Origin of the sequence: Myroides sp. C1519, from assembly GCF_038039755.1 — a bacterium.
GTDB lineage: Bacteria > Bacteroidota > Bacteroidia > Flavobacteriales > Flavobacteriaceae > Flavobacterium > Flavobacterium phaeum_A.
In genome coordinates this window covers 59,785-80,727 of sequence record NZ_JBBPHM010000013.1, presented here as the reverse complement: position 1 = coordinate 80,727, position 20,943 = coordinate 59,785, and the positions used below count along the sequence as shown (strand labels likewise).

Sequence of the window (20,943 nt, the reverse complement as noted above, 5' to 3'; positions counted from 1 at the left end):
TTATTTCGAAGATGAATAAATAGTAGCAATACCCATAGTTTGTGGACGATGCTTTACATCTTTAAACCCAACTTTTCTTAAAATATTGTTTAATTCTTCTCCAAAAGGGAAGTTTTTAGCAGAGTCAGATAAATATTTATATGCTTTTTGATCTTTAGAAAATAATTTACCCATAAAAGGCATAATATTTTGAGTGTAAAAGAAGTACCCTTGTCTAAATGGAAATTTAGTAGGCACCGATGTTTCAAGAATTACAAAAATTCCTCCTGGTTTTAATACTCTTAATATTTCAGAAAGTCCTTTTTCAAGGTCTTCAAAGTTTCTAATTCCAAAACCTACAGTAATTGCGTCAAAAGAATTGTCAGCAAAAGGTAAATTTTCTGAATCACCTTGAATCATTTCAATTCTATTTTGAAGATTTAAAGCTTTGATTTTTTGTTTACCAACTTCAAGCATTCCTGCAGATAAGTCAAGACCTGTAATTTTAGTTGCGTTCGATTTTGATAACAAAATAGCTAAATCACCTGTTCCTGTAGCAATATCTAAGATTGATTCTGGATTTGTATCAGAAACCAATTTTAATACTTTTTTTCTCCATCCTTGATCAGTTCCTAATGAAATCATACGATTTAAATTATCGTAATTCCCAGAAATTGTATCAAACATTTGTTCTACTTGCTGTTTTTTACCAAGTTCAGATTCTTCGTATGGAGTAATATTCTTTGACATTGTAAATAAATTTTGAGCAAATATAATTATTTAAAGCCAAATTGTAAGTTTCATCACTCGTATAATTGCCCCTTAGATTGTTTTCTTAATAGAAATAAAAAAACCTAAGCACAGAATGCTTAGGTTTAGTGTATAAAATATTTTCTTAGATATACATATGGTAATAATCTCCTCCTACAAATTCAAGTTCTTTTCCTTGTTTAAAACCTAAACGAGAGTAAAGTTTCATTGCATTTGGATTTTCTAAATCAACGATTAAACCTACTTGTTTAAACCCTTTCTCTTTTGCAAAAGTAACAGCGTGATTTAATAAATGACTTCCTACACCTTTTCCTTGTACGATTGGAGAAACAGCTACAGTATCTAAATAAAATTCATTTCCTTCTGTTTCTGCTTCTGGAATTAAGTCATTTTGATATTGTGCTTTCATTAATTCTAAGACCGGCTCTCTAAGTTTTTCAAAGTCATCTCCATTGTATCCTGTTACAGACCCTACAACATTGTCTTCTTCATCTACAGCTACAAAAGTATTTTCATAACTATACAGATTGTTTGGCTTTCTAAAAAGAATAGTCAAGAAGTTGATTGCTTCTTCAACGTCTTGTTTTTGAATAAAACTAAAAACAATATCTTCCATTGCTTGTAGCATTAACTCTGGAACAACGTCGTAATCTTCTTTTTTCGCTGGTCTAATAGTAAACTGCATTTTTTTATACTTTAAAATTGAAATGCAAAGGTACTAAAGTGTTTTTTCACTTGCGAGTCTATCCTTATCTTTCTCTTCTCTTTCTTTTTCTTTTACAACTCTATACCAAATCTCACTTACATTTTTGATATTGACATTAGCAGGGTTAAAAACAGGATCCTTTCCTGCTTTGCGTTGTTTGATGTAATCATCTAAAGCAATCATTGCAGGTTTGTATAATAATAGAATTGCAATAATGTTAATCCAAGCCATTGCACCTACACCAATATCTCCAATTGCCCAAGCTGTACTTGGTTCATTGATAGAAGCGAAAAATACGGATACTAAAATGATAGTACGCATAATCCATCTCAAGATGATATTTCTCTTTTTACTTAGATATTCAAAGTTTGATTCTGCAATAAATAAGTATGACATTGTGGTTGTAAACGCGAAAAACGTTAGGGCAATTGCGATAAATTGACTTGCAAATGCTGGAAATTGTGTTGCTACAGCTTTTACGGTGTATGCTGCTCCTGGTTCAATACCAGGAATGTTTTCTACAATATAGTTTCCAACACCATCAACAACATTGTATTGATTAGTAAATAGAATCATTAAGGCAGTAGCAGTACAAACAAATAAAGTGTCTATATACACAGAAAAGGCTTGTACTAATCCTTGTTTTACTGGATGTGATGTTTCTGATGCAGCAGCAGCGTGTGGTGCAGTTCCTTGTCCTGCTTCATTGGAATAGATTCCTCTTTTAACTCCCCAAGCGATTGCTGCTCCGAATACGCCACTAAACGCCGCTTCCATATTGAAAGCTGATCTAAATATTAGTCCAAAAACTGAAGGTATTTCTTGGTAGTTTAAGGTTATAATTATAAGTGCCATTATGATATAAGCTGCCGCCATAAAAGGAACTACAACTTGTGAGATACGCCCAATGTTTTTTGCACCTCCAAATACTGCAAGACCAAGAAATAAACATATAAATAGTCCTGTTATCCATTGAGGTACTCCAAAGGCACTGTTGATACTAATTGAAATACTATTACTTTGAATACTTGGTAAGAATAAAGAACAGCTTATGATTGTTATAATCGAAAATACTAAAGCAAATGTTTTATTGTTCATTCCGCTTTGAATATAAAAAGCAGGTCCCCCACAATATTGTCCGTTTTTTTCTACTTTGTAAATCTGAGCTAATGTTGATTCTACAAATGCAGACGCACTTCCTAAGAAAGCAATCATCCACATCCAAAATATTGCACCCGGACCTCCTGCTGCAATTGCAGTAGCTACTCCTACAATATTACCAACTCCAACGCGACCCGCTATTGCGATACTAAAAGCTTGAAATGGACTGATCCCTTTTTCAGAGGATCCTTCTGTAAATAGTAGCTTAATCATATGTCTGAAAAAGCGTACTTGTACAAACTTTGTTCGTATTGAAAAAAATAGCCCTGCACAGAGGCAAAGGGCAATAAAGACGTCTGACCAAATGATATCATTGGCGACTTGAATTGCGTGTTCCATAGTAGTTGTTTGTTGTTGGTTAAAAAGTAAGAATATTTTAACTAATGACAAAGTTTATTTTTTGTTTTTATAGATTTGAAAGGATTATAAATAAAGAAAATATAATCTAATAGCTGAAGTATTGCACTTATTGTAAAGGTTTTTTTACTTGTTCTAAAAAAAGAATTGTGGAATAAAATAAATTTAAGAAATAAACTTCTTTTTCTATATTCAGATGAAAGTGTTTGATTGAAATTATTGATTAACAGTGTGTTTGGCTAAAAGTAGTCTGTTGTTTACAATAGTAGTTAGTAGGGGTATTTTAAGTTGTTTTGAGAATAACTTCTAAGCTTATAGAATATGGGTAAGCTATGGTGTAGAGTAGTACAATAATTATCTGTGAAACAGTGAGTAAATTTGACTTATGCTTTAAATTAAAGCATAATATTGGTGGAATATTGATAAGATAAAGACTGTTTTAAAATTGGTATAAGACAAAAAACGTCAGATGTGATAGGAGTATTGCTAAAAAAGGATACTAATCTCATTTGTATTTGCTTGAGAAAATGGTAAAAACGGCGGGAGAATAAAATTGCTTTTGAGACAGATTGGAAAAGCATAAAAAAAGGCATCTAAATTAATAGATGCCTTTGTGTTTATTAGAAACGGATACTGAATAATCCTTCTTCTTTATTTTCGATGTTATCAAAACGCTCTTTACATTCTTGGATCATTTTGATAGCAGCAGCTTTGTCTCCAAAACCATTAGTTGTAACTTTTTTGTTTTCTAAGTCTTTGTAAACTTGGAAAAAGTGTTCAACCTCTTTTTTGAAATGTTCGTTAACGTCGTTGATGTCGTTTAACTTATTCATAATTGGGTCAGATACTGGAACACAGATAATTTTTTCATCATCTCCTTTATCATCAGCCATGTAGAAAATACCTACAGGTTTAACCTCTACTACCAATCCTGGAACTGAAGGCTCAGTAAACATTACTAATACGTCTAATGGATCTCCGTCTAAAGCTAAAGTTTCTGGAATAAATCCGTAATCAGCTGGATATCTCATGTTTGAATATAAAAGACGGTCAAAACGTAATCTTTTTAAGTCAAAATCATACTCGTATTTGTTTCTGCTTCCTGCTGGAATTTCAACAAAAGCGTCGAAAGTTTCAAATGTATTCATATCTATTTATTTTAAATCTTAATTCTAAATAATCGGGTGCAAAAATACTGTAATTACTTGTTTATAACAAGCTTTCCCCAAATAATTAGAAATAAATTCCAAAAGAACCTCGTATTGCAAATCTTCTTGCATCTGGCATATCAAGGTAGTTACCTCTCCAGCTTAGGTCTAATCTGAAAATCTTAAAGATATTTCCAACTCCTACATAGTATTCGTAGTAAATATCTTGTGGTGCTTTATACACTAAATCAGAAGCGTTCAAGTCTATGTTAGCTTGAGAGACTTTTCCATAAGCTCCACGAATACCAACAATTTCTCTCAAATTAAAGTCGCGCAACCAAGGTATTCTTGAAAATAAGCGACCTCCAAAGTTGTGTTCTAAATGAAGAGAAGCATATTGATCTGTTACAAATTCATAGTAGTTTAAGTTAGCAAATGTATTCGTAATATTAAACCACGCTTGGTTACCCGGTATTACACTAAGTAAACCAAGAGGAACATCTCCAAATGTTTTACCTGTTTCAAAAGTAGTTGTAAGCGTTCCAAAACCACCTAATAAAATTGGTTTTCGCGCATAGAACTGTAATTTTTGGTATTCAAAATCACTTTCTAAAGCACCTTTAAAACCTTGACTAAATCTCAAGTATAGTTTTAAATATTTGCTATCTATATCTTTTCTATCAACTCCATAACCAATTGTTCTACGGCCAGGCGTATAATCAATTGCTAATTCAACTTCAGATTGTTTGGTTTCATTTTTAATTTCCCCAGTTTCTTTATTTGCATAATAATTCAAATTAAAGGCATCGGAAGCGGGTTTTAGCGTTCTATAACTGAAAGTAGTAATGAATCTAAGGTTTTTGACAGGTTCAATTTCTAAACCAACAGTAGATAGATTAATATCAGTAAGTTTAGAGTTGTCTCCACTTGCAAATAGCGAACTCGAAGCAAAACTTCTACCTAATACATCATTAGTTTCAGTTAAGCTCACCCCAATTTGTTCTATATCTCTTCTATTACCTCCAAATAAAATTAAGCGACTGTCATTGTGTAACAATACTTTTCCGCTAATACCATATTTAAATTTATTGTCTTTAAACCCATAAGCACCATAGCCTTCTAATCTCCATTTGTCGTTTGGACCAAAGTATGTTCTACCTCCAGCTCTAAGTCTTAAACCTTCTATGTCGTTATAACCAAAAGTTGAGAAAATAGGACCGTAGTCAAAATTATATTTATTGATATTGTAATAGTTACTCGCAATAGTTGATGATAAGTCAAATAGGAAACGGAATTTAGGCACCGTTTTTAGTGTATCTAACATTTTATAAATACCTAATTCGTCTTTGCTTAACGGTTCAAAACGATAACTTTTCCAGAAATCATCAGAGCGTTTGTATACAGTCTCGTCGTAAACATTCACATTCTTTTGATAAAATTCTGCAGGATGTTCTATGTCGAATTTATGGTGTTTGTAAATAGAAGTTCTCTTACCATAAATACCTTTAGATGTTTCTTTTTTAGACAATGCAAAGTCAGACATAAAGTAGTCTTTTGTCAATAAGAAAACCGAGTCGTTTAGCACATCAAACTCTTGCTCAATATAGATATCCTTAACCCAGTTAATATTTGCATCTTTACTGGCGTCCATATTGATTTTCTTGATAGCAAACGTAGAATCGTTCACCCAGAAATCACCTTTAAATGTAAGCTCTCCTTTTCTTCTTGGATAATAAACGATATTGTAACACCATTTGTCTTCGATAAAAGCACTATCAGCCAAAACGTAGTTATATACGTTAATACCTGTTCTTGAAAGTGGGCTTACGAAGTCTTTATCAAAAATTTTAATGTAGTTATTATAGATGTTATAATCAGCATATAGGTCTTTTACAAACTCAATAATATGTTGATTTGTGTCAAACCCCGAGTTTTTATTACCTAATGTTTTTTCAATCTTCTTGTTGTTTTGGTTATCACCATAAACCTGTCCGAAATTTTCATTGATAAAAATAGGTAAGTATGTTTTTCCAGTGATCTTACTTGTATCTACGTGTTCAAAGATAAAGTCCATTCCTCTAAACAGCTTTTTTTGTCTGTAAGCACTGTCAATTGTATTTAAGTCAAATTCAATTTTTTCATATTTGTCATATTCATAATGAGCAAACATATTCAAACCATTCTTTCTTTTTCTCTCCCAAATTTTGCGAAGAATATCTAAAGCAGGATTATTTTTTTTCGATGTTTTACCAGCGTAAATAGTAACTTCAGAAAGAAGGTTATCTTCCTCTAAAACGATGGTCATATCGAGGTTTGTTTTTCCTGCAAGTTGAATTTCTTTTGTTTCATAGCCCACAAAAGAAACGATAAGGATATCGTAAGTTTTGGCAGATTCTAAATAGAATTTACCATATTCATTGGCAATAACTCCGTCAGTAGAGTTTTTGTAATAAACACTTGCAAAAGGGACTTCTTGGTTGTTTTTATCTATGATTTTACCACTTACTTTGGTTTGAGCCCAACTAAACATGGAAATAAATAAAAATAACAGTAGGAACTTAAATTTGTTTTTCATAGCAATATAAGGACATAAAAAAAGACTCCATTTAATTAAAAATGGAGTCTTTCAAATATACGTTATTTTTTTATTTATAAAGTACTTTTTTAACCGCTTTTACAACGTCATTCGAATTCGGTAACCATTCTTCTAAAAGAACAGGAGAATAAGGAGCTGGCGTATCAGCAGTAGTAATTCTTTGGATAGGAGCATCTAAGTGATCAAATGCTTGCTCTTGTACAATGTAAGTGATTTCTGAAGAAATACTTCCAAATGGCCAAGCCTCTTCTAAGATTACTAAACGGTTAGTTTTCTTAACAGAGTTTAAAATTGCTTCTTTATCTAAAGGACGTACAGTACGTAAGTCGATAATTTCACAAGAGATTCCTTCTTTAGCTAATTCATCAGCAGCTTTGTAAGCTTCTTTGATAATTTTACCGAAAGAAACGATAGTTACATCAGTACCTTCTCTTTTGATGTCAGCAACTCCTAATGGGATAGAGTATTCACCTTCTGGCACTTCTCCTTTATCACCATACATTTGCTCTGATTCCATAAAGATAACTGGGTCGTTATCACGGATAGCAGCTTTCAATAATCCTTTTGCATCATAAGGGTTAGAAGGCACTACAACTTTTAATCCAGGTACGTTAGCATACCAGTTTTCAAAAGCTTGAGAGTGTGTCGCTCCTAATTGTCCAGCAGAAGCTGTAGGACCACGGAATACGATCGGCATATTAAATTGTCCACCAGACATTTGGCGTAATTTAGCAGCATTATTTATAATTTGGTCGATTCCTACTAAAGAGAAGTTGAATGTCATAAACTCAACAATTGGACGGTTACCGTTCATTGCTGATCCTACTGCAATACCTGAAAAACCAAGCTCAGCGATAGGCGCGTCAATTACGCGTTTAGGACCGAATTCGTCCAACATACCTTTAGAAGCTTTATAAGCACCATTATATTCTGCTACTTCTTCACCTATTAAATATATTGATTCGTCGCGACGCATTTCTTCGCTCATGGCTTCACATATGGCCTCTCTAAATTGAATCGTTTTCATAATTTTACTATTTTCTGTAATTAATTTACAAAAGCAAAAGTATAAAAAAATATCTTTATCTACCTTATGTTATGGTATGTTTTGCATTTTTTAACGGAGGGTATTGTTATTTTATAAGCATTGATAATAATAGGGGATTGAATACTTATATATTGCTATTATATTTAAAGGATTATTTCTCTATCAGCAAGTTTTTGCTCTTTTCTCCTTTTATTTTTTTGTTCTCCTTTTTTGTAAACCTATATCAGTTATAAGTTTTAGAAATTCTACTACTACTTTTTTAGAACAGAAGCTGTCACGAAGATCATTTTTTTGAATAGCTGTTTTTATTTTTTATCTAAAGGTATCTAAGTCCAAGTCAAATCTTATTGTGTGTCTATATATATTGTATGTACATTATATGTGTACTGTTTGTATTGTTTTACATAAAAAGTATACATACACTATACAAGCACTATACATACACTATACAAACACCCATCTTAAAACTAACATTCTATTTGTTTTGTTCCTTGTCTCGTCCTACTATAGCTGTACAGCTATAGTTGATAATCCTGTTTTGTACTGTACAGTTATTTCAGGACAGTGTAACTATTCTTTTTATTTATAAAGTATAAGTGTACAAGTCGAGTATTCCATAAAAAAAATGAAGTATTGTTTGTTACATCAGCAGTAATTGCAGTCGTATTATTTATGCATTATTAGCAGAAAGTTGCCCTATTTATATAATGTGAATAAGATAAGTTTTCCCTATTCTTTAGAATTACTCTAAAGAAAGTAATGTTTAAACAGAAATCTTTTGATAGCTTAGTTTAAAATTGTATGCGTGCATAGTAAAATATCGAAATTAATTCTTATTTTCGTTCAGTAAGTAAAATTGTAAAACACAAAAACTATATAAAAAATGAAAATATTAGTTTGCATCAGCCACGTGCCTGATACTACTTCAAAGATCAACTTCACTAATGGAGATACAGAGTTTGATACAAACGGAGTTCAGTTTGTAATCAACCCAAATGACGAGTATTCTTTAACAAGAGCAATTTGGTTTAAAGAAAAACAAGGAGCTACAGTTACTGTAGTAAATGTAGGTGGAGCAGATACAGAAGCTACATTGAGAAAAGCATTAGCAATTGGAGCTGACGAGGCTATCCGTGTGAATGCTAATCCTACAGACGGAATGTTTGTAGCAAAACAATTAGCTGAGGTAGTGAAAAACGGAGGTTATGATTTAGTATTAGCAGGTAAAGAATCATTAGACTATAATGGTGGAATGGTTCCAGGTATGTTAGCTGCTTATTTAGGATTTGATTTCATCAACTCTTGTGAAGGACTTGAAGTAGATGGTACTTCTATAAAAGCAATCCGTCAAATTGATGGAGGTAAAGAAACAATTTCAGGTAATTTACCTTTAGTTGTAGGTGGACAAAAAGGAATTGTTGACGAAAAAGATTTACGTATTCCAAATATGCGTGGAATTATGTCAGCAAGATCTAAAGCTTTAACAGTGTTAGAACCAGTAGCTACTGATGTTGCTACTAAAGTGGTTAAATTTGAAAAACCAGCTGCTAAATCAGCTTGTAAAATGATTTCTCCAGACAACATTGATGAGCTAATTAACTTATTACATAACGAAGCAAAAGTTATCTAATTCTATTAATTTATTTGTAAACCTTTAAAAAAGAAAGTATTATGTCAGTTTTAATATATGCTGAATCAGCAGAAGGAAAATTTAAAAAAGTAGCATTAGAGTTAGCTTCTTATGCGAAAAAAGTAGCAGAATCTTTAGGAACAACTGTAACAGCTGTAACAGTTAATGCTAATGATGTTAGCGAATTAGGAAAATACGGTGTAGATAAAGTATTAAAAGTTTCTGATGACAAATTGAAAACTTTTAACGCTAAAGCATACGCAGATGTTATTAAACAAGCTGCTCAAAAAGAAGGATCGAAAGTAGTTGTATTATCTTCTTCTACAGATAGTTTATATGCTGCTCCGATTGTAGCAGTAGGTTTAGACGCAGGATATGCTTCTAACGTGGTTGCTTTACCTGTTAGTACTTCTCCATTTGTAGTAAAGAGAAACTCTTTCTCTAACAAAGCGTTTAACGAAACAGAACTTACAACTGATGTAAAAGTTATTGCATTGGCTAAAAACTCATTCGGATTAGTAGAGGCTTCTGGAGCTGCTGCTGCTGAAGATTTTTCTGCTTCTTTAAATGATGCAGACTTTTCATTGAAAGTTGAAAGCGTAGAGAAAGTTTCTGGAAAAGTTACTATCGCTGATGCAGATGTTGTTGTATCAGGAGGACGTGGATTAAAAGGACCAGAAAACTGGAAAATGTTAGAAGATCTTGCTGATGTTTTAGGAGCTGCTTTAGCTTGTTCAAAACCAGTTTCTGACTTAGGATGGAGAACACACGAAGAGCACGTTGGACAAACAGGAAAACCTGTTTCTTCTAACTTGTATATCGCTGTTGGTATTTCTGGAGCTATTCAACATATTGCAGGGGTTAACTCTTCTAAAGTGAAAGTTGCTATTAATACAGATGCAGAAGCTCCTTTCTTTAAAGTTGCTGACTACGGAATTGTAGGAGATGCATTCCAAGTAGTACCTCAATTAGTTGAAAAATTAAAAGAGTTCAAAGAGAAAAACGCATAAGCATTTCTAAATGCAATAGATAAAAAAAAGCAATTAAGGCAAAGAATTTATATCTTTGTTTTAGTTGCTTTTTTGTTTAAGTAAAAATTATGAGTTTGATAAAATTAACAGTAAGTGGAATATCTTACAGTCATACACAAAATGGTGCTTATGCACTTATTTTGAATGAAGAAAACGGAAATAGAAAGTTACCTATTGTAATAGGAGCGTTTGAAGCACAATCAATCGCAATCGCAATTGAGGATGATATAAGACCGCCAAGACCTTTGACACACGATTTGTTTAAAACATTGTCAGATAAGTATGGTATTGTTGTTAAACAGGTAATTATTAATAAATTAGTAGATGGAATCTTTCATTCAAGTTTAATTTGTGAGCGAGAAGGAGTGGAAGAAATAATTGATGCAAGAACGTCAGATGCAATCGCTATTGCTATTCGTTTCTTTGCACCAATTTTTACATTTAAAGATATTATGGAAAAGGCTGGTATTATCTTAAATGGAGATCAGGACGATGTTTTAGAGGATGAAGATGACAATGAAGATAGTGATGATCTAAATGATATTGCAACACAGGTAGAACAGTTTTTAGAAAGTGAAGCGAAGGCTAATGACTTTTCTAAGTTGTCAGTTGAGGTAATAAATGACTTATTAAATAAGGCAATTGCTAACGAAGATTATGAAAAGGCAGCCAAATTGCGTGATGAACTAACGAAGAGAAAATAATAAACTACTATACAACACACTATGAAACAATATTTAAATTTAGTACAAGAAGTATTAGATAAAGGAGTTCAAAAAGGAGATAGGACAGGAACAGGGACTAAAAGTATTTTTGGTCATCAAATGCGTTTTGATTTAGCAGAGGGGTTCCCTTTGGTAACAACTAAAAAAGTGCATTTAAAGTCTATAATTTATGAACTTTTATGGTTCTTAAACGGAGATACTAATATTAAATATTTAAAAGATAATGGTGTTCGTATTTGGGATGAATGGGCAAATGATAATGGTGATTTAGGACCTGTTTATGGGTACCAATGGAGAAATTGGAATGGAGAGGGAATAGACCAAATTAAAGAGGTTATTGACACGTTGAAAACGAATCCGAATAGTAGAAGGATTATGGTTTCTGCTTGGAATCCAAGTGTTTTACCAGATACATCTGTTTCTTTTGAAGAGAATGTAGCAAATGGAAAAGCGGCGTTGCCTCCTTGTCACTCGTTTTTTCAGTTTTATGTAGCTGAAGGAAAACTTTCTTGTCAATTGTACCAACGTAGTGCTGATGTGTTTTTAGGAGTACCTTTTAATATTGCTTCTTATGCCTTATTAACTATGATGGTTGCACAAGTTTGTGATTTAGAAGTGGGAGATTTTGTTCACACTTTTGGAGATGTACATATCTACAATAATCATATTGAACAAGTCAATCTTCAGTTGTCAAGAGAGCCAATGGCATTGCCAAAAATGGTATTGAATAAAGATGTTAAAGATATCTTTAGTTTTACATACGAAGATTTCACATTAGAAGATTACAACCCTCATCCTGCAATAAAAGGTAAGGTGTCGGTTTAAAACAGAATAACCTTTATAAACGATATAGCTATGGACAATAAGAATCCTTATGAAGCGTATGATTACGCCCGTAGAAGAGTTAAACAAAAAAAGTTATTGTTTTTTCACTTCGCTGTTTTTTTCTTGGGAAGTGTTTTGATGTTTTGCTTTAACGCTTTTATTCAAGATCCTGCTAATACAGTTGTTTGGTGGCCTTATGCTATTGGAGCGTGGTCTATTCTTGTTTTTTTACACGCTGTGAACGTATTGATTGTTGACAGTTTTATGGGGAAAAAATGGGAAGATAAACAAGTGAAGCGATTGATCGAGAAACAGGAAGAGCGAATTAAAGAGCTAAGAGCAAGAGTTGAAAAAGATTTTCCTTTAGTAGATGTAAAAAGAGATTTAGATCAGAAAAATACTGATGTAACAAAAACGAATTCTGATTTCTAATAAAAGAATACAATGAAGCTTATTTTAATAGCTGCAGCAGCAGAAAATAATGCTTTGGGAAAGAACAATGAAATGTTATGGCATTTGCCAGATGATTTTAAGCATTTCAAAAACTTAACATCAAACCATTTTATTATAATGGGGAGAAAAACGTTTGAGTCTTTTCCTAAGCCATTGCCCAATAGAACACATATTATCATCACAAGACAAGCAGACTATACAGCACCAGAGGGATGTATTGTTGTAGCGAGTTTAGAAGACGCTTTAGCAATTGTAAAAGAACAAGCTGAGGTGTTTGTAATAGGAGGTGGTGAAATATATAAATTAGCTCTACCATTTGCAGATAGAATTGAGTTGACAAGAGTTCATACAAGTTTAGATGCAGATGCCTTTTTTCCTGAATTTTCACTGGGGGAGTGGAAGTTGAAAAAAGAAGAGTTTCACGGTATAGATGAGAAACATCAATACTCATTTACTTTTCAAACTTTTGAGAAGTAAGTAACTGTTAAAAAATACGTTTATGAAAAAGATATTTTCTCTTCTTGTTTTGTTTGTTTGTTCTTTGAATCTACAAGCACAAGATAGTATTAAAGTAAAATTGCTCAACAGTGAGAACTTGACAAAAGGGCAATTGTTTGTTGGGAAAGATATTTATGATAGTACTTATCTAACGGAGGAAGAAAATGTCTTTAAAAAAGTAACAAGATATACTTCTGTAAATTATTCAAATAAAAATAAAGGTTCGTTAACGCAAGTAGATTTCAGTAATCCGTTGCAGATACTTCTATTTTTTAAAGAAGACAAATCAGTTGTTATACTTAATAAAGACTTAGCTCCAGTAGGCACTGTAGAATTTGGGGAAAAGTTTCCGAGTATGGAAATGGAATATCTTTCTAATAGTACGAAGCGCAATTATTGGATAGTGAATAGTGCAAATAGAAGTGTTAGTTTATATAGTAGTACAACGTATGAATTACACCGTGTATTTACGTTGCCAGAGGGTGGAATAAAGAATTATTATTCGTTGCCCCAAGCTTTCTTTTATGTAGATAATAAAAATATTGTGCACGCAGTAGGCTTGACAGGAAAAACAATATTTGATTATGCGTTGCCTACTAACTATGATCAGATTCAGATTATAGACTTACAGAAATTAATTTATAGCTACCAAAATAAAGTATATTACGTTGATTTGGTGCAGAATAAAGTATATCCGATTGCCGTTCCGGAAAAAAGCATTTCAAGCTTCTTTTATAACACTCAAAAATTGAGTATTTTTGCGGAACAGAAAATAAATAATTACCTTATAAAATTACCGTAATGCATATAGCTATTGCAGGAAATATTGGCGCAGGAAAAACTACGCTTACAAATTTATTGGCAAAACATTATAATTGGGAGCCTCATTATGAAGATGTAGTTGACAATCCGTACTTAGATGATTTCTATCATCAGATGGATAGATGGTCTTTTAATTTGCAGGTTTACTTTTTAAATAGTCGTTTTCGCCAAGTTTTACAGATAAGACAAAGTGGTAAGTCGATTATTCAAGATCGTACTATTTATGAAGATGCCCATATTTTTGCACCTAACTTACACGCAATGGGGTTAATGTCTAACCGTGATTTCCAGAACTATTCTTCTTTGTTTGAATTAATGCAAGAGTTAGTAGGAGCACCTGATCTATTAATCTATTTAAGAAGCTCAGTTCCTAATTTAGTGGGACAAATTCACAAAAGAGGTAGAGAGTATGAAAACTCTATTTCAATTGAGTATTTGAATCGTTTGAACGATAGATATGAAGAATGGATTAAAGGGTATGATAAAGGTAAATTATTAATCATTGATGTTGATAATTTAGACTTCGTTGATAATCCAGAAGACTTAGGAGATGTTATCAATAAGATTGATGCAGAAATCAATGGGTTATTTAAAAAGCAATAACATTATTTTGTAAAGAAATAAGTTGACGATAAATAAAAAGAGCTGTCTTTAGACAGCTCTTTTTTTATGCATTAGTAATTTCTCTAAATAGTTTTTCGAGGTTCTTACTTTTTACTTGTAGTGATAATGTTTTTAAACCATTTTCTTGTGCAAAGTCGTAAACAGTACCACGGTAATCTCCTTCGATAGGGAAAAACAACTCCCATTGTGTATCGTGTATATGATTAGCTTTAACAAGGTTTGGAATTTGATTGATAAACTGAATTTCAATTTTGTAATCAAATTCAACAGCAATGATTTGTTCGTTTTGATGTTCTAACATATCCGTTAACATCTGGTCAGCTACTATCTGTCCTTTTTTGATAATGATCACACGTTCACAAATAGCTTCAACCTCCTGCATAATGTGAGTAGAAAGGAAAACAGTTTTATCTTTTCCTATATTTTTAATAAGCTCTCTGATTTCTACTAATTGGTTAGGGTCTAATCCAGTGGTAGGTTCGTCTAAAATTAGAACATCAGGATTGTGAAGAAGAGCAGTTGCAAGACCTACTCTTTGTCGGTATCCTTTAGAAAGCTGTTCAATTTTCTTATGTGCTTCTGGTGTAAGTCCAGTAAGCTCAATCACTTCTTCTATGCGTTGTTTGTTAACTTTGTATATATCTGCATTAAATTGCAGGTATTCTCTAACATACATATCTAAATAAAGCGGATTATGTTCTGGTAGATATCCGATTGATTGCTGTACTTTTTTTCTTTCAGTTTCAACGTTAAACTCGTTTACATAAGCTTTTCCTTCATCACTGTGAATGTAGGTTGTAAGTATTTTCATCAATGTTGATTTACCAGCTCCATTAGGACCTAAAAAGCCAACTATTTGTCCTTTTGGGATAGAAAAGCTAATGTTGTCTAAGGCCTTTTGATCGTCGTATATTTTACTGATGTTTTTAACGAGTAGTGACATTGTTTATAAGTATTAGAGTAACAAATGTAGTTATTTTAATGAGAAAAACCGAAAGATACGCTTAGGCCAATTATCCCAATAACAATCAATGTAATAACAATATATAACCAATCTTTTTCCAAGAAAAAAGAGAGTAGTGATAGCACTAAACGCAGGGCAGGTGTAAGGAATAATAACAATACTCCTAAAAATATAATTGCCTCACCATCTCCTTGGGCTACACCGCTGATGATATTATTAAACACAATGTATATATTATCGTGTTTTTCTGTAAATGTTGCAAAGTTTACTGTTTCTCCCGATTGGGTAAACAATAAGATGATACCACCTATTAGAGCAACTGATAGAGCTAATAATACGCCATATCGCAAGACATTTCCAATGATTGCTTGTAAATCTGTATCGTTAAATTTCTTTGTAGTCATAAGGTTAAATATTTCCAAGTACTCCGTTATAAATCATATTTGCAGCTAAAACTAAAATTAGGAATGCAAAGAACACTTTTAGTTTTTTAGTATTCGCTCTCATCAGCACTTTAGCGCCAACCATCGAACCAATTAGTACCCCAATAATAACAGGCATACAAATACTTGGTTCAATATATCCTTTTTGAATATAGATCACTGAACTGGCAATTGCTGTAACACCCATCATAAAGTTACTTGTTGTAGTAGAAACTTTAAAAGGAACTTTCATAATGCTATCCATTGCAATCACTTTAAAAGCACCAGAGCCAATTCCCAATAAACCAGACATCATACCAGCAACCCCCATCATACTAAAACCACCGATGATGTTTGTCATCCCATACTTAACTTTTTCTCCTGAGGGAGTAGGGTATGTACTCGTTAATTTTAATTTGTGTGTAAGCGTGCTTGATTGTTCCGGAGTAACCAAATGGTCTTCTTTTTTGCGAAGAGAATTTATAGAAGAGAACACTAATGTTGCACCAAATATAATTGCTAATACTGATGTTGGGGCATTGGTAGAAATTAAAGCTCCAATTACAGCACCGGCTGTTGTCGCTATTTCTAAAAACATTCCGAGTCTCATATTTGTAATTCCCTCTTTTACGTAAGCCGAAGCCGATCCAGAAGAAGTTGCTATAACAGCTACTAAAGCAGTACCAATGGCATAGTGCATATCTACTCCTAAAAATACAGAAAGTAAAGGGATTATGATGATTCCTCCTCCTAAACCAGAAAGAGAACCAATAAATCCAGCTGCAAATGCTCCTAAAAACATAATTAGCGTGAACGTAAGTAATGTCATTTCGATATAATTTTTGTAGTAATGTGGTTAAAAGTAAGTATTTATCGTATAAAAATCGATTTTAAGTGCAATTTTATAATTTAGATATGTTATCTTTAATTTCTCTTTTGTAAATAATAGGTGTTAATCTTACCTATTCTTTACGTCGTTATTAAAGTAATACTATTAAATTTGTGCCAATGGAAAAAGTAAACATTAACAAGGATTGGTTGTCTTTATTTCAAGGACAAAATCCTGCGATCATTGCAGGACCTTGTAGTGCAGAGACGCCTGAACAGGTTATGAAAATCGCTAAATCACTACCGAAAGAAGTGAAAGTATTTCGCGCTGGGATTTGGAAACCTCGTACACGTCCAGGAGGATTTGAAGGAGTAGGAGCCATTGGATTGAAGTGGTTGCAACAAGTAAAAGCAGAGACAGGAATGTTGATTGCTACAGAAGTTGCAACAGCAGAACACGTGCAGTTGTGTTTAGAACACGATGTAGATATCTTATGGATTGGTGCTCGAACAGCAGTAAATCCGTTTGCTATTCAAGAAATTGCAGATGTTTTGAAGGGAACTGATAAAGTTGTCTTGTTAAAAAATCCAGTGAATCCAGACTTATCTTTATGGATGGGGGGAATTGAGCGTCTTGCTAAAGCGGGAATTGCTAAATTAGGAGTTATTCATAGAGGATTTAGTACTTATGAAAAAACAAAGTATCGCAATAACCCAGAATGGCAAATACCATTAGATTTAAAGCTACATTTGCCTAATATTCCAATTTTCTGTGATCCATCACATATTACTGGAAATAGAAGTAAGATATTTGCAGTATCGCAGCAAGCACTTGATTTGAATTATGACGGATTAATGATTGAAACACATTGTGATCCTGATAATGCGTGGAGTGATGCACCACAACAAGTAACACCTGATCAATTACAAGATATCTTAGATAACTTGAAAGTGAGAAATGTTACAGATGAAACGGAAGAGTTTTTACAACAAATACAAGCATCTCGTATTCAGATTGACGATATGGACAGTAAACTTTTAGATCTTTTGAGAAAGCGTATGTTGATTTCAGATGCAATTGGTACGTTGAAAAAAGAGAAGAACGTTGCTGTTTTCCAACAAGGACGTTGGACTACAATTTTGGAGAAAATGCAAGAAGAAGGTAAGCACATTGGGTTTACTGAAGAATTTATTACAGCTATTTATACAGCAATTCACCAAGAGAGTATTTATAGACAAGATAAAATTATTAACAAAGAATAAAACAAGAGGGCAATACTATTTATGAAAGGTATAGTTTACAAGTCAACAGGAAGTTGGTACTCGGTAAAAAATGAAGAAGGACATTTCTATGATTGTCGTATCAAAGGAAAGTTCAGATTAAAAGGTATTAAAAGTACCAATCCAATAGCTGTTGGTGATCACGTTCAGTTTGAACTTGAGACTACAAATGATGTTACGACTGGAGTAATTAATAAGATTGAATCAAGAAAGAATTACATCGTTCGTAAATCTGTAAACTTGTCTAAACAAGTACATATTATTGCTTCTAATATAGATACAGTTTTTTTAATAGTTACTATTAATAATCCTGTAACAACAACAAGTTTTATTGACCGTTTTTTAGTTACAGCTGAGGCTTACGGGATTAAAACAGTATTAGTTTTTAATAAAATTGATACGTATTCTGAAGATGCTTTAGATGAACAATTGTATTTGCAATACATCTATTCGCAAATAGGATACGAATGTTTACGTGTGTCTGCATTGACAGGAAAAGGAATTGATGCGATTAAAGAACGAATGACAGGAAAGGTTTCTATGTTTTCTGGACATTCAGGAGTTGGGAAATCAACTTTGATTAATGCAATTGAGCCTGGACTGAATTTAAAGACCGCACAGATTTCAGAGCAACATCAACAAGGACAACATACAACGACCTTTGCAGAGATGTATGATTTATCTTTTGACGCAAGTATTATAGATACTCCCGGAATTAGAGGATTTGGTATTGTTGATATGGAACCGCAAGAGGTAGGAGACTATTTTCCTGAGTTTTTTGCATTGAAAGACCAATGTAAGTTTAATAACTGTTTGCATAAAGAAGAGCCACATTGTGCTGTGAAAGATGCGCTTGATGAAGATGTTTTAGCTTGGTCAAGATATAAAAGTTATATTCAGATATTAGATGGTGAAGAAGAACATTATCGAACAGATATTTATAAAGATGGAAGAAACCAAGACGAATAGTCTTGGTTTTTTTATTTGTACAATGTCATACTTTATGTACGTTGGAATTTTTACCTTTATCGTTTAGAGATTAATAAAAGAAAGAATGAAATATTTATATCCCTTATTGGCGTTTGTTTTATTTATGAATATTCCTTCAACTTACGCACAAAGTTTTCTTGAGAAAGTAAGTGTAGAGGAGTTGAGAGAAAATACTAATCCTATTTTTCCAGAAGCGGATGCTGTAATCTTGAATGAACAGATTGATGTTGCAATGGATTATATTCAAGATTATGGTTTTCGTGTAACGGAAAAGGTTAGTCGTAAAGTCAAATTATATAAAGATGATGCAAGAGAGTCGCTTTCTTTCTATGTCTCTTATTCTCCTAAAGGTTATTTAAGCGAAGAAGTAGTTTTACATCAAGCGTCACTTTTTTCTTTGCAAGGGGTAGATGTTTCTATGGAAAAAATAGAAAAAGAGGAAGTTGTAAAGAATGACTATGGCAATTGGAAGGAAGTTGGCGTGTTATTTAAAAATGCAAAAAAAGGAGATGTCGTTACTTATTCATATAGTAGAGTAACAAGTTTTATTGATGAGTTACCTGAGTGGATTATTCAAGGTGATTTGCCTAAGCGTATCTCAAAATACACAGTAGTTTTACCTGAGTATTTTCAATATAGTATTGTTCAGAATGGTGATGTTAAGTTGAAAGAGACAACAACTGAAAAGAGAGTGTCTATGACAGGAATTGTATCACCAGGAACACGAACTAATGTCAATGCACTTGAAAAGACATTTGAAGTAGTTAATGTTCCTGCTTTTGTTAACGAGCCCTATATTGATAATCCAATAAACTATATTGCTTCCTTGCGCTTTGATTTATTAGAAGTACAATTTCCGTTTTCACCTGTACAGAAAGTTTTGTTGAACGAGAAAGAATTTTTGACAGATTTGACTAATAATCGAGGTTTTTCGCGTGAATTAAAGCAAGATAAATATTATAAAAGAGATATTTTACTGGAGGATTATCAAGGTTTGTCAACTGAAGAAAAAATAGAGAAGGTTTTAAAATTTGTGCAACAAAAAGTAAAATGGGATAGTACCTATGGCATTTTCGCGAGTAATGGTACAAAAACAGCATACAATAAAGGGATTGGGAATTCTGCTGATATAAATCTGATGCTAACAAGTATGTTGAGGTATATAGGTCTGCAAGCTAATCCTGTCTTGTTAAGTACAAGGAGTAATGGCGTGAAAACAACTTGGCAGAGAAATTACTACAATCACGTTATAACTGCTGTTGAAGTAGGAGAAGCCTATTATTTACTGGATGGCACAAGTCCTTACTCAGGAATTAATATTTTGCCATTAGAAGATTTGAATGGTAGAGGAATGTTGTTTAAAGACAATGGAAGTGTTGTGTCAATTGATTTAATGCCTCAATTTGTTTCAGGCATAACCGATAGATATCAAGTTGAATTAAACATTGATGGTTCTATGCAGGGGCAATTACTTAAAAACTACACTAATTATGATGCACTTGTTTTTAGAAGTGGTTATAATGGTAGCGAATGGCAATTGGGTAAGACATATGAATCACAACAATTTGGTGTACAAATTAGCAATGTTAGAGTGTTTAATGCCAAGGAAGATTTATCAAAAGATGTTAGAGTAAATTATTCATTGTATAAGAGAAACGCTGTATCAATGTTTAACGATAGGCTTTTTGTAAATCCATTTCAATTATACAATTTTAACGCAACAGTTTTTGAAGCAGAAAATAGAATAATGCCTATTTATTTTGGATATCCTACAATGGAAAATTATATGATTAGCATTGCAATTCCACAAGGCTATGAAGTAGAGAAAGTACCCGAAGATGTAGTGTTGAGGAATCAACAAGCAGGGATAGAAATGCAAGTTAAGTTTACTGTTGATACAAATAAAGTAGAAGGAACTTTATTGTTTTTAAAGAATAAGGGAGTGATAGGGGTAAAAGATTATCCATATGTACGTGATTTATATCAGAAAGTAGGAAAGGTATTACAACAACAAGTTGTATTTGCCCGAAAAAAATAAAAAAACAAAAGCCTCAAGATATTTTATGCTTCTTGAGGCTTTTTTG

General features: G+C 32.7%; 20 protein-coding genes. 11 read left to right on the top strand and 9 right to left on the bottom strand.

The window, feature by feature from the left end; genetic code table 11:
- From ubiE to AABL81_RS08950, 6 genes are all read right to left on the bottom strand, one after another.
- Window positions 1–729 carry a bifunctional demethylmenaquinone methyltransferase/2-methoxy-6-polyprenyl-1,4-benzoquinol methylase UbiE gene (gene ubiE / locus AABL81_RS08975; RefSeq protein WP_158210176.1) on the bottom strand — a complete coding sequence of 243 codons (729 nt, stop codon included), beginning with the start codon at window positions 727–729 and terminating at the stop codon, window positions 1–3.
- A 145-nt stretch (window positions 730–874) separates the two neighbouring features.
- The gene (locus AABL81_RS08970) at window positions 875–1,435 is read right to left on the bottom strand and encodes a GNAT family N-acetyltransferase (protein WP_341340852.1); all 561 of its coding nucleotides are present in this window, start codon (window positions 1,433–1,435) and stop codon (window positions 875–877) included.
- A gap of 33 nt (window positions 1,436–1,468) precedes the next feature.
- A complete protein-coding gene (locus AABL81_RS08965; RefSeq protein WP_341340857.1) occupies window positions 1,469–2,956 on the bottom strand; it encodes an alanine/glycine:cation symporter family protein in 1,488 nt (495 codons plus the stop codon).
- Window positions 2,957–3,594: 638 nt separating this feature from the next.
- On the bottom strand, window positions 3,595–4,122 hold the full coding sequence (locus tag AABL81_RS08960) for an inorganic diphosphatase (RefSeq protein ID WP_341340851.1): 528 nt from the start codon (window positions 4,120–4,122) through the stop codon (window positions 3,595–3,597).
- An 85-nt stretch (window positions 4,123–4,207) separates the two neighbouring features.
- The gene (locus AABL81_RS08955; protein WP_158210179.1) at window positions 4,208–6,697 is read right to left on the bottom strand and encodes a DUF5686 and carboxypeptidase-like regulatory domain-containing protein; all 2,490 of its coding nucleotides are present in this window, start codon (window positions 6,695–6,697) and stop codon (window positions 4,208–4,210) included.
- A gap of 70 nt (window positions 6,698–6,767) precedes the next feature.
- On the bottom strand, window positions 6,768–7,745 hold the full coding sequence (locus AABL81_RS08950; protein WP_158210180.1) for a pyruvate dehydrogenase complex E1 component subunit beta: 978 nt from the start codon (window positions 7,743–7,745) through the stop codon (window positions 6,768–6,770).
- A 904-nt stretch (window positions 7,746–8,649) separates the two neighbouring features.
- On the opposite strand from AABL81_RS08950, the gene AABL81_RS08945 reads away from it, so the two are divergent.
- From AABL81_RS08945 to AABL81_RS08910, 8 genes are all read left to right on the top strand, one after another.
- Complete coding sequence (locus AABL81_RS08945) at window positions 8,650–9,396, top strand: electron transfer flavoprotein subunit beta/FixA family protein (RefSeq protein WP_090408924.1); 747 nt, start codon at window positions 8,650–8,652, stop codon at window positions 9,394–9,396.
- Between the two features lie 41 nt (window positions 9,397–9,437).
- Entirely contained in the window at window positions 9,438–10,406 is a 969-nt protein-coding gene (locus AABL81_RS08940; RefSeq protein WP_341340850.1) for an electron transfer flavoprotein subunit alpha/FixB family protein, read from the top strand.
- An 89-nt stretch (window positions 10,407–10,495) separates the two neighbouring features.
- On the top strand, window positions 10,496–11,131 hold the full coding sequence (locus AABL81_RS08935; RefSeq protein ID WP_158210182.1) for a bifunctional nuclease family protein: 636 nt from the start codon (window positions 10,496–10,498) through the stop codon (window positions 11,129–11,131).
- Between the two features lie 21 nt (window positions 11,132–11,152).
- A complete protein-coding gene (locus AABL81_RS08930) occupies window positions 11,153–11,977 on the top strand; it encodes a thymidylate synthase (RefSeq protein ID WP_158210183.1) in 825 nt (274 codons plus the stop codon).
- Between the two features lie 30 nt (window positions 11,978–12,007).
- Entirely contained in the window at window positions 12,008–12,409 is a 402-nt protein-coding gene (locus tag AABL81_RS08925; RefSeq protein WP_158210184.1) for a 2TM domain-containing protein, read from the top strand.
- Between the two features lie 12 nt (window positions 12,410–12,421).
- Window positions 12,422–12,907, top strand: a complete 486-nt coding sequence (locus tag AABL81_RS08920) for a dihydrofolate reductase (RefSeq protein ID WP_341340849.1) — start codon at window positions 12,422–12,424, stop codon at window positions 12,905–12,907.
- A 22-nt stretch (window positions 12,908–12,929) separates the two neighbouring features.
- The gene (locus AABL81_RS08915; RefSeq protein ID WP_341340848.1) at window positions 12,930–13,730 is read left to right on the top strand and encodes a hypothetical protein; all 801 of its coding nucleotides are present in this window, start codon (window positions 12,930–12,932) and stop codon (window positions 13,728–13,730) included.
- Window positions 13,730–14,353 (top strand): deoxynucleoside kinase, encoded by a 624-nt coding sequence (locus AABL81_RS08910; RefSeq protein WP_158210187.1) that lies wholly within the window; start codon window positions 13,730–13,732, stop codon window positions 14,351–14,353. Before AABL81_RS08915 ends, AABL81_RS08910 begins: the two co-directional genes overlap by 1 nt.
- Window positions 14,354–14,417: 64 nt before the next feature.
- Here the strand turns inward: AABL81_RS08910 and gldA are convergent, their stop codons facing one another.
- From gldA to AABL81_RS08895, 3 genes are read right to left on the bottom strand one after another with little or no spacing between them, the layout of a single operon-like run.
- Window positions 14,418–15,317, bottom strand: a complete 900-nt coding sequence (gldA, locus tag AABL81_RS08905) for a gliding motility-associated ABC transporter ATP-binding subunit GldA (RefSeq protein ID WP_090408941.1) — start codon at window positions 15,315–15,317, stop codon at window positions 14,418–14,420.
- 35 nt (window positions 15,318–15,352) lie between these two features.
- Window positions 15,353–15,742, bottom strand: a complete 390-nt coding sequence (locus tag AABL81_RS08900; protein WP_158210188.1) for a DUF1634 domain-containing protein — start codon at window positions 15,740–15,742, stop codon at window positions 15,353–15,355.
- A gap of 4 nt (window positions 15,743–15,746) precedes the next feature.
- A complete protein-coding gene (locus AABL81_RS08895) occupies window positions 15,747–16,589 on the bottom strand; it encodes a sulfite exporter TauE/SafE family protein (RefSeq protein WP_341340847.1) in 843 nt (280 codons plus the stop codon).
- A gap of 179 nt (window positions 16,590–16,768) precedes the next feature.
- Here AABL81_RS08895 and AABL81_RS08890 point away from each other — a divergent pair, with 179 nt between their 5' ends.
- The 3 genes from AABL81_RS08890 (at window position 16,769) to AABL81_RS08880 (ending at window position 20,897) form a co-directional block, all read left to right on the top strand.
- Window positions 16,769–17,851, top strand: coding sequence for a chorismate mutase (locus AABL81_RS08890; protein ID WP_341340846.1), 1,083 nt, complete (start codon window positions 16,769–16,771; stop codon window positions 17,849–17,851).
- 21 nt (window positions 17,852–17,872) lie between these two features.
- The gene (gene rsgA / locus AABL81_RS08885; protein ID WP_158210190.1) at window positions 17,873–18,838 is read left to right on the top strand and encodes a ribosome small subunit-dependent GTPase A; all 966 of its coding nucleotides are present in this window, start codon (window positions 17,873–17,875) and stop codon (window positions 18,836–18,838) included.
- Window positions 18,839–18,923: 85 nt separating this feature from the next.
- Window positions 18,924–20,897, top strand: a complete 1,974-nt coding sequence (locus AABL81_RS08880; protein WP_341340845.1) for a DUF3857 domain-containing protein — start codon at window positions 18,924–18,926, stop codon at window positions 20,895–20,897.
- The last annotated feature ends 46 nt before the right edge of the window (window positions 20,898–20,943 follow it).

Bases quoted from the DNA above. Each gene is read 5' to 3' on its own strand.
- AABL81_RS08940 (WP_341340850.1), top strand. From the start codon at position 9,438: ATGTCAGTTTTAATATATGCTGAATCAGCAGAAGGAAAATTTAAAAAA.
- gldA (WP_090408941.1), bottom strand. From the start codon at position 15,317: ATGTCACTACTCGTTAAAAACATCAGTAAAATATACGACGATCAAAAG.
- AABL81_RS08930 (WP_158210183.1), top strand. From the start codon at position 11,153: ATGAAACAATATTTAAATTTAGTACAAGAAGTATTAGATAAAGGAGTT.
- AABL81_RS08895 (WP_341340847.1), bottom strand. From the start codon at position 16,589: ATGACATTACTTACGTTCACGCTAATTATGTTTTTAGGAGCATTTGCA.
- ubiE (WP_158210176.1), bottom strand. From the start codon at position 729: ATGTCAAAGAATATTACTCCATACGAAGAATCTGAACTTGGTAAAAAA.
- AABL81_RS08935 (WP_158210182.1), top strand. From the start codon at position 10,496: ATGAGTTTGATAAAATTAACAGTAAGTGGAATATCTTACAGTCATACA.
- AABL81_RS08880 (WP_341340845.1), top strand. From the start codon at position 18,924: ATGAAATATTTATATCCCTTATTGGCGTTTGTTTTATTTATGAATATT.
- AABL81_RS08960 (WP_341340851.1), bottom strand. From the start codon at position 4,122: ATGAATACATTTGAAACTTTCGACGCTTTTGTTGAAATTCCAGCAGGA.
- AABL81_RS08925 (WP_158210184.1), top strand. From the start codon at position 12,008: ATGGACAATAAGAATCCTTATGAAGCGTATGATTACGCCCGTAGAAGA.
- AABL81_RS08955 (WP_158210179.1), bottom strand. From the start codon at position 6,697: ATGAAAAACAAATTTAAGTTCCTACTGTTATTTTTATTTATTTCCATG.
- AABL81_RS08900 (WP_158210188.1), bottom strand. From the start codon at position 15,742: ATGACTACAAAGAAATTTAACGATACAGATTTACAAGCAATCATTGGA.
- AABL81_RS08910 (WP_158210187.1), top strand. From the start codon at position 13,730: ATGCATATAGCTATTGCAGGAAATATTGGCGCAGGAAAAACTACGCTT.
- AABL81_RS08950 (WP_158210180.1), bottom strand. From the start codon at position 7,745: ATGAAAACGATTCAATTTAGAGAGGCCATATGTGAAGCCATGAGCGAA.
- AABL81_RS08915 (WP_341340848.1), top strand. From the start codon at position 12,930: ATGAAAAAGATATTTTCTCTTCTTGTTTTGTTTGTTTGTTCTTTGAAT.
- AABL81_RS08890 (WP_341340846.1), top strand. From the start codon at position 16,769: ATGGAAAAAGTAAACATTAACAAGGATTGGTTGTCTTTATTTCAAGGA.
- AABL81_RS08970 (WP_341340852.1), bottom strand. From the start codon at position 1,435: ATGCAGTTTACTATTAGACCAGCGAAAAAAGAAGATTACGACGTTGTT.
- rsgA (WP_158210190.1), top strand. From the start codon at position 17,873: ATGAAAGGTATAGTTTACAAGTCAACAGGAAGTTGGTACTCGGTAAAA.
- AABL81_RS08965 (WP_341340857.1), bottom strand. From the start codon at position 2,956: ATGGAACACGCAATTCAAGTCGCCAATGATATCATTTGGTCAGACGTC.
- AABL81_RS08945 (WP_090408924.1), top strand. From the start codon at position 8,650: ATGAAAATATTAGTTTGCATCAGCCACGTGCCTGATACTACTTCAAAG.
- AABL81_RS08920 (WP_341340849.1), top strand. From the start codon at position 12,422: ATGAAGCTTATTTTAATAGCTGCAGCAGCAGAAAATAATGCTTTGGGA.